Origin of the sequence: Frigoribacterium sp. Leaf8, from assembly GCF_001421165.1 — a bacterium.
In the GTDB taxonomy this organism is placed as follows: Bacteria; Actinomycetota; Actinomycetes; order Actinomycetales; family Microbacteriaceae; genus Frigoribacterium.
This window is the reverse complement of record NZ_LMKB01000005.1, coordinates 1,284,332-1,297,051: the sequence shown is the minus strand read 5'-3', so window position 1 is coordinate 1,297,051 and position 12,720 is coordinate 1,284,332. Positions and strand designations below refer to the sequence as shown.

General features: G+C 74.4%; 14 protein-coding genes. 8 read left to right on the top strand and 6 right to left on the bottom strand.

All coding sequences use genetic code 11. From position 1 onward, the window contains the following. Window positions 1-5: 5 nt before the first annotated feature. Window positions 6-809, bottom strand: coding sequence for a membrane protein (locus ASL10_RS10680; protein WP_043595662.1), 804 nt, complete (start codon window positions 807-809; stop codon window positions 6-8). A gap of 119 nt (window positions 810-928) precedes the next feature. On the opposite strand from ASL10_RS10680, the gene ASL10_RS10675 reads away from it, so the two are divergent. The 6 genes from ASL10_RS10675 (at window position 929) to ASL10_RS10650 (ending at window position 4,954) form a co-directional block, all read left to right on the top strand. Then, the gene (locus ASL10_RS10675) at window positions 929-1,738 is read left to right on the top strand and encodes a phosphatase PAP2 family protein (RefSeq protein WP_157485389.1); all 810 of its coding nucleotides are present in this window, start codon (window positions 929-931) and stop codon (window positions 1,736-1,738) included. Further along, window positions 1,735-2,364 (top strand): DedA family protein, encoded by a 630-nt coding sequence (locus ASL10_RS10670; protein ID WP_056046951.1) that lies wholly within the window; start codon window positions 1,735-1,737, stop codon window positions 2,362-2,364. Before ASL10_RS10675 ends, ASL10_RS10670 begins: the two co-directional genes overlap by 4 nt. Further along, window positions 2,351-3,022, top strand: a complete 672-nt coding sequence (locus ASL10_RS10665; protein WP_056046949.1) for a response regulator transcription factor — start codon at window positions 2,351-2,353, stop codon at window positions 3,020-3,022. Before ASL10_RS10670 ends, ASL10_RS10665 begins: the two co-directional genes overlap by 14 nt. Before the next feature lie 83 nt (window positions 3,023-3,105). After that, window positions 3,106-4,125, top strand: a complete 1,020-nt coding sequence (locus ASL10_RS10660) for a sensor histidine kinase KdpD (protein ID WP_157485387.1) — start codon at window positions 3,106-3,108, stop codon at window positions 4,123-4,125. Window positions 4,126-4,134: 9 nt separating this feature from the next. Further along, window positions 4,135-4,434, top strand: a complete 300-nt coding sequence (locus tag ASL10_RS10655; protein ID WP_056046945.1) for a DUF1905 domain-containing protein — start codon at window positions 4,135-4,137, stop codon at window positions 4,432-4,434. An 82-nt stretch (window positions 4,435-4,516) separates the two neighbouring features. After that, entirely contained in the window at window positions 4,517-4,954 is a 438-nt protein-coding gene (locus tag ASL10_RS10650) for a VOC family protein (protein WP_157485471.1), read from the top strand. 108 nt (window positions 4,955-5,062) lie between these two features. On the opposite strand, the gene ASL10_RS10645 is transcribed toward ASL10_RS10650, so the two are convergent. The 5 genes from ASL10_RS10645 to aztB all read right to left on the bottom strand — a co-directional run bounded on the left by ASL10_RS10645 (window position 5,063) and on the right by aztB (window position 10,879). Next, window positions 5,063-6,112, bottom strand: coding sequence for a helix-turn-helix transcriptional regulator (locus tag ASL10_RS10645; RefSeq protein WP_056046942.1), 1,050 nt, complete (start codon window positions 6,110-6,112; stop codon window positions 5,063-5,065). A 307-nt stretch (window positions 6,113-6,419) separates the two neighbouring features. After that, the gene (aztD, locus tag ASL10_RS10640) at window positions 6,420-7,649 is read right to left on the bottom strand and encodes a zinc metallochaperone AztD (RefSeq protein WP_056046941.1); all 1,230 of its coding nucleotides are present in this window, start codon (window positions 7,647-7,649) and stop codon (window positions 6,420-6,422) included. 29 nt (window positions 7,650-7,678) lie between these two features. Further along, entirely contained in the window at window positions 7,679-8,641 is a 963-nt protein-coding gene (aztC, locus tag ASL10_RS10635; RefSeq protein WP_082460362.1) for a zinc ABC transporter substrate-binding protein AztC, read from the bottom strand. Beyond that, on the bottom strand, window positions 8,638-9,903 hold the full coding sequence (locus tag ASL10_RS10630) for a hypothetical protein (RefSeq protein WP_056046939.1): 1,266 nt from the start codon (window positions 9,901-9,903) through the stop codon (window positions 8,638-8,640). Before ASL10_RS10630 ends, aztC begins: the two co-directional genes overlap by 4 nt. 76 nt (window positions 9,904-9,979) lie before the next feature. Further along, the gene (gene aztB / locus ASL10_RS10625) at window positions 9,980-10,879 is read right to left on the bottom strand and encodes a zinc ABC transporter permease AztB (RefSeq protein ID WP_056046937.1); all 900 of its coding nucleotides are present in this window, start codon (window positions 10,877-10,879) and stop codon (window positions 9,980-9,982) included. 51 nt (window positions 10,880-10,930) lie between these two features. Between aztB and aztA the strand changes: the two genes are divergently transcribed. Both aztA and ASL10_RS10615 read left to right on the top strand, forming a co-directional pair. Continuing rightward, a complete protein-coding gene (aztA, locus tag ASL10_RS10620; RefSeq protein WP_056046935.1) occupies window positions 10,931-11,578 on the top strand; it encodes a zinc ABC transporter ATP-binding protein AztA in 648 nt (215 codons plus the stop codon). 107 nt (window positions 11,579-11,685) lie between these two features. After that, entirely contained in the window at window positions 11,686-12,627 is a 942-nt protein-coding gene (locus tag ASL10_RS10615; RefSeq protein WP_082460361.1) for a PhzF family phenazine biosynthesis protein, read from the top strand. Window positions 12,628-12,720: the final 93 nt, after the last annotated feature.

The following is a 12,720-nucleotide window of genomic DNA, read 5'->3' as shown; positions in this document are numbered from 1 at the left end:
AGGGGTCAGGCGTGGCGTGCGGTCGAGACCTCGCGCCGGGCCGACACGGTCATCGCTCCCACCACCCCGGCGATCGCCACGAGGAAGACGAGGCTCGTCGCCGTCGGACCCAGCCCGAGTCCTCCGTCGGACCGGTCTTGCGAGAGGAGGTCGCCGAGGGACGCGCCCAACGGCCGGGTGAGCACGTAGGCCGACCAGAAGGCGACGACCGCGCCGAGGCCGAGGAAACGGTGGGCCAGGGCGACGAGGGCGATGACCCCCGCGAAGACGAACACCGACGGCAGGTACCCGAGGGCGAGCTGCTCGCCCAGGAGGTCGCCGACGGCGGTTCCGAGCGCGAAGGTGACCAGGATGGTCGCCCAGTAGAAGCCTTCCCGGCGACGAGTCGTGATGTCGTGCACCGACAGCGTCCGCTCGACCGAGTACCAGACGCCGAACAGCACGGCGAGCGCGACGGAGAAGACGATGGTCGAGGTCCAGAGGCTCACCCCGAGCGAGTCGGTCAGGGTGTCGGTCAGCAGCGTCCCCACGACGCTGATGAGCACCACCGTGAGCCAGTAGACCCAGGGCACGTACCGCCGCCTCCGCACCTGCAGCACGAGCGCGACGACGAGCAGCGCCGTCATGACCACGCTGGTGACCGTGAGGCCGAGGCCGAGACCGTCGTTCAGGAAGTCGGCGAACGTCTCGCCCACCGTGGTGCAGAGCACCTTGACCACCCAGAAGGCCGTGGTGACCTCGGGGACCTTGTTCAGCAGCGACGCGGGTCGGCGGATCGCCGGCTCGGTGCGTTCGGCTCGTGTCGTCATGGAGGAGACCCTCGCGGGGTCTGTCCCAGAAACCGCCCAGACGCCCGATCGAGGAGGCGCGGGTCGGCTCGAACCCGCCGCTGGGCGGTTTCTGGGAGGGATGCGGCGACCCTCGGACCATGACCGCACTCGACGGAAGGCCCCCGGTGACGTCCCGGGGTGGACGACCCGCGCCTCCTGACCCTCGTCCCGACCGTCGGCCGGTCCGCCGCGACGTCGGGATCGCGGCGGCGGGTGGGGCGGGCGTCGTGGCGGTCGTCCTGGGAGGTCTGCTCATCACGTCGGGCGCCGGGGGAGTGGGGGCGGCCGACCTCGACGTCGTCGAGCGCGTCGGCCGGATGCACTCGCCCCTGCTCGACGGGGCGGCGCTGCTGATCGACCGGCTGCTCGGGCCGCAGCTCGGGGTGGCGCTCGTCCTGCTGTTGGCCGTCGCCGTGGGGGTGACGACCCGGCGGGCAGCGGAGGCGCTGACCGTCGTCGGCGTCTCGGTGCTGCCGTGGGCTGCGGCCGAGACCGTCAAGCTGGTCGTCGGACGCGACCGACCCGACCCGCGCCTCCTCGTCGACCCCCTGCTGGTCGAACCGCACTCGTTCTCGTTCCCCAGCGGCCACACCGCGCTGGCGACCGGCCTCGCCCTGGCGATCGTGCTCGTCGTGAGAGGACGGAACGGACGGCGGGGGTGGCAGCCGGTCGCCGTCGTGGCCGCGCTCGGCGTCGTCCTGGTGGCGGCCTCCCGCGTCTGGATCGGCGTGCACTACCCCACCGACACGATCGCGTCGGTGGTGCTCGGCTGCTCGGTCGTCGCCCTCGCCCTGCCCCTCTGGCGACGGATCGTCGACCGACTCGACCGACTCGACCGACTCGACCGACCTGCCACCACACCACCCGGTGCCCTGACGGCACCCGACACCGAACGGAACGCCCCATGACCCTCTTCGACCCGCAGACGCTGCTCACCGCCCTCGGCCCCTGGGCCCTGGGCGGGCTGTCCCTCATGGTGTTCGTCGAGTCCGGCCTGCTCTTCCCCTTCCTGCCCGGCGACTCCCTGCTCGTCACGGCGGGGCTGCTGCACCAGGGCCTCGGGCTGAGCGTCGCGGTGATCGCCCTCTGCGCCTTCGTGGCCGCCGCGGCGGGTGACCAGGTCGGGTTCTTCCTCGGTCACCGCTTCGGTCGACGGTGGTTCCGGCCCGACGCGCGGGTGCTCAAGACGGCACACCTCGAGCGGGCCGAGGCGTTCTTCGCGCGGCACGGCGGCCCGGCGCTCGTGCTCGGCCGCTTCGTCCCGGTGGTGCGCACGTTCGTGCCGCTCGCGGCCGGGACCAGCGGCTACCCGTACCGCCGCTTCGTCGTGTGGAACCTCGCCGGGGCGTTCCTCTGGGCCGCGGGCATGACCGTGCTCGGCTCGCTCCTCGGCGGCCTGCCGTTCGTCGCCGACCACATCGACCTGCTCGCGATCGCGCTCGTCGCGGTGTCGGTGCTGCCCCTCGTGCTCACCGCTGTGCGACGATCGGCGGGGACACGACGGCGGAAGGAGGCCCTGGGTGACCGATCCTGATCCGCGCCCGCGCCTCCTGCTGGTCGAGGACGACCCCGCGCTGGGGCCGATCGTCGCCGACGTGCTCGCCGAGGCGTGGCGAGTCGACCTCGTCGCCGACGGTCGTCGGGGGCTCGACGCGGCCCGCACCGGCGTCCACGCCGTGCTGGTCGTCGACCGACGCCTGCCCGGACTCGACGGCACCGCGCTCGTCGCGGCCCTGCGTCGCGAACACGTCACCACGCCCGTGCTGATGCTCACCGCGCTCGGCTCGACGGCCGACCGGGTCGAGGGCCTCGACCTCGGAGCCGACGACTACCTCGTGAAGCCGTTCGAGTTCGACGAGCTGTTCGCGCGGCTGCGCGCCCTCACCCGGTCCTTCGCCGCCCACGAGGCGTGGCTCGACGTCGGTGCCGGCCGGTTCTTCCCCGAGAGCCGCATCGTGGTCACGCCGTGGTCGAGCCGGGTGGTGCTGAGCGACCGCGAGGCCGGCCTGCTGGCCGCGCTCGCCGAGCGGCCCGACCACACCTTCGACCGGTCCGAGCTGTTGGCGGCGGTCTTCCCCCGCGGTGAACAGCTCGGCACCGTCGACACCTACGTCAGCTACCTCCGGCGCAAGATCGATCGCGACGTCGTGTTGACCGTGCGCGGGCGCGGTTACCGGATCGGGGCGCTGTGACCGCGCGATCCCGCCGAGCAGCGGGGCGCGGTCGACGTCGCCCCGGCGCCACCCCGAGCGTGCGGCGGCCGGACCCCGACGCGGTGGCGCTCCAGGCGGCGGCTCGGTCGGTCGGTCGTCAGATCGTGCTCGTCTCCGCCGTGGTGGTCGTGGCCGCTCTCACGCTGACGATCGCGTGGGTACTGCACCAGACGGTGCCGACCGAGCGACTCGAGCAGGTCGCGGCGGCGCGGCGCGGCGAGGTCTTCGTGAGCGCCACCGACGTGGTGGCCGGCCTGGTCGTGCTCGGGCTCGCCGGTGTCGTCTTCGCCGGGGTCGTGAGCGTCGTCATCGCGCGGCGGGCCGTCCGACCGCTCGGCGACGCCCTGCGCCTGCAGCGTCGGTTCGTCGCCGACGCGAGCCACGAGTTGCGCACCCCGCTGGCCGTCCTCGACGCGCGCCTCCAGGCCCTCGAACGCGGGATCTCCGGAGGCGCGGTGTCGGCGGACGAGAAGGTCGCGTCGGACGTCGCGCACCTCCGGGACGACTCCCGGGCCCTGATCGACATCGTCGGCGACCTGCTGGAGGCCGCCGGGGGCGAGGACCACCCCGGGGACGTCCTCGGGGCCGTCGGCGTGGACGCCGTGGTGGCCGAGGTCCTCTCGTCCCTGGCCGTGCTGGCCGACCAGCGTGACGTCCGTCTCGAGCTGGTCCCCGGCGGCGAGGAGGCGCGGGTCGCAGTGCCGCGGACGAGCCTGCGACGGTCGGTCCTCGCCCTGGTCGACAACGCCCTCGGCCATGCGCCCGTGGGGTCGGTGGTCGTGACGACCGTCCGGGTCGAGGGCCGGGGCGAGGCGGCGAGCGTGGTGATCACGGTCGCCGACCAGGGGCTCGGCATCATCGGGATCGACCCCGCGCGCGTCTTCGACCGCTTCGCCCGGGCCGAGTCGCCGTCGGGCCAGACCTCGGCCCCGGTGCGTCCGAGCTTCGGCATCGGTCTCGCCCTCGTCCGCGAGATCGCCCACCGCCACGGCGGCGAGGTCCGGGTCGTGACGACGTCGGGCGCGGGCACGACGATCGAGGTCACGCTGCCGCGGGCGTCGGGCCGCATGGGTCGGGAGTAGACAGGCCGGATGGAATTCCACTTCGACGCCGACCTGTGGCGGTGGGAGAGCCGGCGAGCCTTCTACACCTTCGTCAGCCTGCCGCCCGACGTCGAGGACCACGTCCTGATGGTGGCCGGCGACCTGCTGCGCGGCTGGGGTTCCGTCCGCGTGGAGGCGCGGGTCGGCTCGTCGACGTTCACCACGTCGGTCTTCCCCCTCGGCGACGAGAACGCCTACGCCCTGCCCGTGAAGCGGGCCGTGCGCGACGCCGAGGGCCTCGGCGTCGGCGACACCGTGGGCGTCACGGTGCGCCTGCTCGACTTCTGAGCTGCCGCCGAGGTCTTGACGGCCGACACGGGCGGGGCCACGCTGTGCGTCACCACCCGTGGACCGTTCGAAGGAGAACCCCGTGGCCATGATGTTCGTCAACCTGCCCGTGACCGACCTCGACCGGGCGAAGTCGTTCTACGCGGCCCTCGGGTTCACCATCAACCCGCTCTTCACGGACGAGAACGCCGCGTGCGTGATCGTGGAGGAGGACCACAGCGCGTTCATGATCCTCCGGCGTGAGTACTTCCAGACCTTCACCGACCTGCCCATCGGTGATCCCACCACGGCCCCCTCGGTCGCCACCGCCGTCATGCTCGACTCCCGTGACGAGGTCGACACGACGGTCACCGCCGGCCTCGGCGCCGGAGGCACGGAGGCGCGCCCCGCGTCGGACTACGGCTTCATGTACCAGCGCCAGCTGACCGACCCGGACGGCAACATCCTCGAGTTCGGCTGGATGGACCCGTCGGCGGCTGAACAGGGCCCCGAGGCCTACGCCCAGCAGCAGGGCGACTGACGATCGAGTGGGCAGAAAATGTCCTTCGTGCGACCGGGAAGGACGATTTCTGCCCACTCGACCACCGCCTCCTCGGGGCGGGGCGGGGCGGGGCCGCGCGGGGCGTCGCTAGCGGGCGAGCGTGTCGCGGGGGTACTCGTCGAAGCGCGCGGCGTACGACCCCGCGAACCGGCCGAAGTTGCCGAAGCCCCAGCGTCGGGCGACGTCCGAGACGCGGGTCTCGTTCGGGGCCGCCGCGAGCAGTTCGTCGTGGACGCGGTCGAGGCGCACCTGGCGCAGGTACGCCGCCGGCGACGTGCCGAGGTGTTCCTTCATCGACGTCTGCAGGGTGCGGGTGTGCATGCCCGACGCCTCGGCGATGTCGGCCGGGGTGAGCGGCTCGGCCGCGTGGGCGTGGATGTACTCGACCGCGTGCCGGACGCGGGCGGCCTCCTGCGTGCGCAGGCCGACGGGCACGTCGACGGCGCGCCACGGGAACAGGTCGAGCATGGCCCGGGCGAGGGTGAGCTGGGCCTCGAGTCGCACGAGCGGTGACGCCTGCTCGGCCACGACGGCCGCGGCGCTCGACCCGACGGCGGTCCGCCAGGCCGCGACCGCCTCGGGGCGAGGGGTGACCGCGTAGTCGAACACGACGCGCTGTGACGGCCCGCCGTGGCGCTCGGCGGCGGTCCGTTCGAGGAAGTCGCTGCCGACCTGCACCATGCCGTTCCTCCGCGGGGTCGACTCGAACGAGAAGGCCTCCTCGGCCGGCATGAGGAACGGCGTGGAGCCCTCGCTCGTGAACGTGTGGCCGCGCTGGTGCAGGGTGGTGCGTCCGCTGCGGTTCCACGCGACGATGTACTGCCCCGGGAAGGGGATCTCGCCCTGCATCGGTGCACTGAACGACGAGGTCTGCATGACGAGGCGGTCGTCGCCGGCGAGCACGTACGAGTACTCGAACGGGCTGCCTCCCGACTGGGACCGGAACCGTCGGCCCCGGTAGTGCGTCTCGAGGCGGCGGGTCGCCTCGCGGAGGTCGGTGCCGCCGTCCTGGACGCGCCGGTAGGTCGACCCGCCCCCGTCGTCGCCGCCGCCGCCCGCGAGGTCGACGGGGTGCGCGGAGACCCCGCCGGTGGGTTCCGGTTCTCCGTCGGGCGCGCTGACGTAGAAGCTCGGCATGGGGTCCTCTCGATCCGTGGTCCTGCGGCGCCGCCGTGGGCGGCACACGATGGAGACGTGGCCCGAGGGCGAAACGTCACGAATTCGTCGGACTCTCCCGGTCTTCGGTGCCGCGGGACGCGGGGACGGGGCTCGAGGTACCCCCAGAGGACGGGTCGGCGACCGGCGGGCGGGCCGGGCCGGCGGGGTGGGGCCGGCCGGGTCGGCCGAGCGCGCCGGGCCGGCCGGACGAGCCGTGCGCAGCCCCCGACCACGAAGGAGGCGCGGTGCCCTCGCACCGCGCCTCCTCGTCCCGGGGGTGGTCGCGTCAGTCGGCCGTGGCCACCGCGACCTCGTTGGGCGTGACGTCGAGCTCGCGCGACGACAGCACCTCGCCCGTGGTCAGGTCGACCGCGTGCACGCTGTCCGTCGCCGGCTCGGTGACGTAGCCGACGTCACCCGCGACGACGATCGCGGGGTGGGCGTCCTGCCACTCGGCCGGGCCCTCCCAGGCGCCGATCACGGGCCACGACGCCGTGAGTTCGCCGGTCGCGGGGTCGAGCACGTGCACGGCGCCGTCGGTGCCGATCAGGTACGCGAGGTCGCCCGGGCCGCGGGCGACGCCCCGGAAGGTGTACTCGACGCCCTCGGGCAGGTCGACGACGTCGAGGGTGTCGGCGGCCGTGTCGATCAGGGTGACCGCGTGCAGCAGGTAGCCCTCGGCGTCGGGGTCGTCCTTGTGGTCGCCGACGACGAGCGGGCTGGTCTCGCTGACGTACGCGTTGCCCATGCGGCCGTAGGGCTGCGAGGGCGAGGCGAGCTTGGTGATCGTCCCGTCGTGGTAGACGAGCGCTCCGTCCTCGCAGCCGAGGACGACGGCCTCGTCGGCCGCGGTGCCCTCGCCGTGGACGCCCGGGCACTCGTCGCTCTGCGCGACGACCGCACCGTCGGCGTCGCGCACCTGGATGCCCGTGCGGCCGTCGGAGTCGCCGACCGTCGTGAGGAAGGTGCCGTCCTCGAGCACGACCGAGACGCCGTGGTGGGCCTCGACGCCCTCGATCGTCTCGACCGCGGGCAGCTCGCCGTCGGTGACGGCGTCGGTCAGGTCGGCGGACTCGAACACCGTGGTGTCGCTCGTGCCGTCGGCGTAGAGGATCGTCTTGCCGCCGTGCCGGACGACGTGGCCCGCGGTGTCGGCGTCGAACACGAGGTCGGTCAGGGCGGGCTCGGACGAGCTGCCGGCCGCCGTGTCGAGCACCTGGAACCCTCCGCTCGTCGTGACCATGACGTGTCGGCCGTCGCCGGCCGGGTTGAGGCGGGTGAACTCCTCGGAGTCGAACGCGCCGACGGTCTCGAGGGTCTCGCCGTCGAGCACGGTGACGCGGCCCTCGGACGAGACGGCGAGGCGGGGGCCGGACGAGGAGGCGCCGGTCGCGGCGGCGCCGCCCGTCGCGTCGGACGCGGAGCCGGGTCCGCCGGTCGAGCAGGCGACGAGGGTCGCGGCGACGCCGAGGGCGAGCAGCGTGCCGCCGGTCCGTCGCAGGTGGGTGGTGCGCATGGGTGTTCCTCTTTCTGGTGGTCGGACGCTCACGGGGAGAGTCCGGTGGCGATGCGCTCGGTGTCGACGCGCATCATGGTCAGGTAGTCGGGGGCGTCCCCGTCGGCCGCGGTGAGCGACTCGGTGAAGAGCTCGACCACGTCGACGTGGACGTCCGCCTCGCTCGCCAGGGCCTGCACGAGTCGGTCGGGCGAGGACGACTCGGCGAACACGGTCGGGACGCCCGTCGTCTCGACGGCGTCGACCAGGTCGGCGAGGTCGGATGCCGACGGCGCCGCGAGCGTCGTGCCGCCGGGGATCACGGCCCCGACGACGTCGAAGTCGAACCGGTCGGCGAGGTAGCCGAAGACGTGGTGGTTCGTCACGAGTGCGCGCCGTTCGGCGGGGATCGCGGCGAAGGCGTCGACCATGTCGGCGTCGAGTCGCTCGAGGTCGGCCCGGTAGTCGGTGGTGCGCGCGGTGAGCCCCGCGGCGTCGACGCCGTCGACCTCGGCGAGCACGGGCCCGAGGGCGTCGACGACGTCGAGCATGCGGCCCGGGTCGGTCCAGAAGTGCGGGTCGGGGGTGCCGGCGGCGTCCCCGTCGCGGTAGTCGAGGACGTCGATCGCGTCCGCGGCGACGAACGAGGCCACGCCGGAGTCGACCGCCGCGTCGAGGTGCTGCTGCAGCCCCTCCTCGAGGCCGAGGCCGTTCGAGACGACGAGGTCGGCCGCCCGCATCCGTGCCGCCTGTTGCGCCGAGATCTCGAACGAGTGCGGGTCGGCGTCCGGCTTCATCAGGGTGACGACCTCGGCCTGGTCGCCGACCAGTTCGTCGACGACGTCGCCGAGGATGTTCGTCGACACGAACACGACCGGACGGTCGTCGCCGGCGGGTGCGCAGCCGGTCAGGGCCAGCGCGGCCGCGACGGCGACAGCGGCGACGCGGGCGGCGGTGCTGCGGCTGGCGGTGGCGAGCCCGGCCCGGCGGCGGGCCGTCGACGGCGCCCTCATCGACCCGTCTCCGCGACGAAGGCCGGCTCGCCCGCCGTCTCGAAGCTGCGGGCGATCCGCGCGCCGTCGGCGGCGTCGATCTCGTACAGCCGCCCTTCGACCGGGGCCGAGAGGTACGCGCGCTGCTGGTCGGCGATCAGCGTCGGCGTCCGGCCCGCGGCGAGCGAGTCCGCGACGAGCGGCGCGGTCTCGGCGACGACCTGGCCGGTGGCGCCGTCGAGGACGAGCACGCGGCCGTCCCGGGCGAGGGCGAGGAGGCGCTGGTCGGCGTCGTCCACGGCGGTCACCGTGACCAGCGGGGTCGGTGCCGGCAGCAGCGTCCAGGCCCGGGCCCGGGTGTCGAGCAGCCAGACGCCCGCGGAGCCGGCGAGCCCGGCCACGGTGGGTCGCCCCTCCCGGTTGTCGAACGAGGTGGCCGGGGCCGCCGTGCCGCCCGACGACGGGGTCGAGCCGGCCGGGTAGGGGATGCGTTCGACGACGAGCTCGTCGTCGGCGACGGTCGCGAGCAGGGCGCCGTCCGAGCAGCCGACGACCGCCCCGACGCGGGTCGTGATCGTGCCCGAGGCGTCCGGGCAGGCCTCGCGCAGGCCCGTCTCGTCACCGTCGGCGGTCCGTCCGACGAGCGTCGTCGCCTCGCCGCGCCCCTCGGTCACCAGGGCGTACGAGCCCACGGGGACGACCATGCCGGTGCCCGGTTCGCCGTCGAGTCGGAACCGCTCCCGCAGCTCGCCCCGCGACAGCGCCTCGGTGTCGAGCAGCACGGCGTCGCCCGAGCCGGCGAAGTGCACGCCGGTCGAACCCGAGGTCGACAGGTTCGTGGTCGCGACGGTCGCCGCGCCGTCGCCCTCGACGGTGCCGAGGAGGCGCGGGTCGGCCCGGTAGTAGTGGAAGTGGTCCCCGTGGTCCCACGTCCAGACCCCGCTGTCGACGACCTCGAGGCCGCCGGTGGTCTCGGCGAACAGGTACCGCCCGTCGGTCTCCACGGCGGTGGGGGCGTCGACCGACCCGAGCTCGACGACGCCCTCGTCGAGCAGGTCGAGGTGGGCGACCGTGCCCGACGGGTCGATCGTGGTGAGGCCGAGACGGGGCTCGGCGAGTTCCTCGGCGCCCGCGACGGCGCCGTGGCCCTCGCCGCTGGCGCCGGTCTCGTCGGCCGTCGTCCCGGCGGCGGGGTCGCCGCCCGGCGAGGTGTCGGTCGAGCAGGCGGTCAGCCCGAGGGCGAGCGTGCCGAGCAGGCAGGTCGTGAGGAGGGGGGATCGCATGCGGTCCTTCCGGGTGGGCGTGGGGTGGGTCGGGGAGACGGGCGGGGGAGTGCGGACGTGGGGTCGTGCGGGCGGGTCAGGAGGCGGGGGTCGCGACGGGCGCCGTACCCGTGCGACCCGGGGCGGCGGTGTCGACCCGACGTGCCCGCCGACGGCCGAGGGCGGCGTGGCCGGCCCCCGAGAGGCCGGCGAACGCGATGGCCGTCGCCGCGATCGAGGCGCCGGCGGCCGTCGCGGCGTGCCACGAGACGAGCAGGCCGACGGCGACGGCGAGCACGCCGACGACCGAGGCGAGGACCATCCGCGTGGGCAGGCGCGTCGTCCAGTGGCCCGCGGCGACGGCCGGTGCGAGCAGCAGTCCGACGACGAGCAACGACCCGACGGCCTGGTACGAGGCGACGACGGCGAGCGTGACCAGGCCCACGAGCACGGCCTGGGCCGAGCGCGGACCGAGCCCCAGCACGGCGGCCAGGCGCGGGTCGAGGGCGAGGGCCAGCAGGGGGCGGTGGAAGGCGGCCGCGAGGCCGACGCCGACGATCGTCGCGCCGGCGAGCAGGCCGAGGTCCGCCGTCGTGATCGCGAGGACGTCGCCGAACAGGATCGACGTGGCGTCGGTGGCGAAGCTGCCCGAGTGCGAGATGACGACGACGCCGAGGGCGAGCATCGCGACGAAGAGGAGGCCGATGCTCGTGTCGTACGACAGGCGACCGCGTCGTTGCAGCGCCGCCACGCCGAGGCTCATGACGACGGCGCTGAGGGCCCCGCCGACGAGGACGGGCGCACCGAGCACGGTCGCGAGGGCGACGCCGGGCAGCATGCCGTGCGCGAGCGCCTCGCCGAGGAAGGCCATGCCGCGCACCACGACCCAGGTGCCGACGACGCCGCAGAGGATCGCGACGAGGCCGCCGCCGACGAGGGCGCGCTGGACGAAGTCGAGCGAGAACGGCTCGAGGACGGCGGTGGAGAGGAAGGGCACGAGACACGACCGTAGCTGAGAATGAGAACGCTTATCAACTAGGCTGACGGCATGACGACGAACACCGCCGCCGCTCCTTCGTCCCTGGCGCGCCTCCTGGGGGTGGGGTGCACGTACGGTGACCGGGTGGCCCTGGCCGACGTCGACCTCGACGTGCGCGGCGGTGCCCTGACGGTGGTCGCGGGCCCCAACGGCGCCGGCAAGTCGACGCTGATCGAGGTCGTCGCGGGCGTCCGCGAACCGTCGTCGGGCACGCGCTCGACGACGTCGACGATCGCCTTCGTCCCGCAGCGCACGTCGATCCCGGACGGGCTCCCGGTCACCGTGCGCGACGTCGTGACGGTCGGCGCCTGGGGCCGCGTGGGCCGGTGGCGTCCCCTCGACCGTCGAGCCCGCGCCGCCGTCGACGAGGCGCTCGAGCGCCTGCACGTCGCCGACCTGGCGCCCCGACCCTTCGCCGCGCTCTCGGGTGGCCAGCGGCAGCGTGCGCTCCTGGCCCACGGACTCGCGCGCGGGGCCGACCTGCTGCTGCTCGACGAGCCCACGACCGGGCTCGACGCCGACAGCGCCGACCGCATCCGGGCCACGCTGCTCGACGAGGCGGCCCGGGGCACGGGGGTGCTCGCGGTCTCGCACGATCCGTTGCTGCTCGACGCCGCGCACCGCGTGGTGCGGCTCGAGGCCGGTCGGGTCGTGTGAGGCGGCTCGGGGTCCGACACGGTCCGGCACGGTCTCGAGGGCCGGGCGGGCCACCCGGCCCGAGGTGGCGCTGGCGACGAGGAGGCGCGGTGCGGCACAGTGGCGTCGTGACCGACCGCAGACCCTCGCCTCCCGTCGGCCCCGCCGCTCCCTCGCCGTCCGCCCCGACCGTCGAGGTGCTGCACCTCACGGCCTTCGCCGACGGACCGGGCGGCGGCAACCCGGCCGGCGTCGTGCTCGACGCGTCGGCCCTCTCGGCCGCCGACATGCGGCGGATCGCCGCCGAGGTGGGGTACGCCGAGACCGCGTTCGTGGTCGATCCGTCCCGCGCCGGCGACGACCGGCACGTGGCCGTGCGCTACTTCTCGCCCGGGGCCGAGGTCCCGTTCTGCGGGCACGCGACGATCGCCACCGCCGTCGCCCTGGCCGAGCGTCGCGGGGTCGGAGCGTTCACGCTCGAGACGGCGGTCGGGCCGGTCGTGATCGAGACCTCGCGTGGGGGTGCCGACGCCGTCGCGGGCCCGGTGACGGCGTCGTTCACGAGCGTCGACCCCGTCGTGCGCGACCTGGACCCGACCGTCGCCGACCGGTTGCTGGCGGTGCTCGGCCTCACGCACGCCGACCTCGACGAGCGTCGTCCGCTGCGGGAGTCCTTCGCGGGCAACCGGCACCCCGTGGTGGCGGTCCGCGACCAGCGGGTCTTCGACGCCTTCGGGTTCGACCCGGTCGCCGTGCGGACCCTCATGGACGAACAGGGCTGGGCGGGCACGATCACGGTGATCCACGCCCAGGGTGTCGACGCGTCCGGGGCGACCGTGGTCGAGGCACGCAACCTGTTCCCCGTCGGCTCCCTCACCGAGGACCCGGCGACGGGGTCGGCGGCCGCGTCGCTGGGCGGCTACCTCCGCGCGCTCGACCTGATCGCGCCTCCTGCCCGCGTCGTGGTGAGGCAGGGGCGGCACGTCGGGCGTCCGAGCCGCCTCGTAGTCGACGTCCCGGTCGTCGGCGGCGTCACGGTCACCGGCACGGCGACGCCGCTGACCCGCTGACCCGCTGACCCGCTGACCCGTCGGCCTCTCCGGCCGTCGCACGGACGCCGCACGACGATGAACCCCGTGTCGAGCGACGCGCCCGGACGCTTC

Bases quoted from the DNA above. Each gene is read 5' to 3' on its own strand.
- ASL10_RS10630 (WP_056046939.1), bottom strand. From the start codon at position 9,903: ATGCGATCCCCCCTCCTCACGACCTGCCTGCTCGGCACGCTCGCCCTC.
- ASL10_RS10675 (WP_157485389.1), top strand. From the start codon at position 929: ATGACCGCACTCGACGGAAGGCCCCCGGTGACGTCCCGGGGTGGACGA.
- ASL10_RS10670 (WP_056046951.1), top strand. From the start codon at position 1,735: ATGACCCTCTTCGACCCGCAGACGCTGCTCACCGCCCTCGGCCCCTGG.
- ASL10_RS10680 (WP_043595662.1), bottom strand. From the start codon at position 809: ATGACGACACGAGCCGAACGCACCGAGCCGGCGATCCGCCGACCCGCG.
- ASL10_RS10645 (WP_056046942.1), bottom strand. From the start codon at position 6,112: ATGCCGAGCTTCTACGTCAGCGCGCCCGACGGAGAACCGGAACCCACC.
- aztA (WP_056046935.1), top strand. From the start codon at position 10,931: ATGACGACGAACACCGCCGCCGCTCCTTCGTCCCTGGCGCGCCTCCTG.
- aztC (WP_082460362.1), bottom strand. From the start codon at position 8,641: ATGAGGGCGCCGTCGACGGCCCGCCGCCGGGCCGGGCTCGCCACCGCC.
- aztD (WP_056046941.1), bottom strand. From the start codon at position 7,649: ATGCGCACCACCCACCTGCGACGGACCGGCGGCACGCTGCTCGCCCTC.
- ASL10_RS10655 (WP_056046945.1), top strand. From the start codon at position 4,135: ATGGAATTCCACTTCGACGCCGACCTGTGGCGGTGGGAGAGCCGGCGA.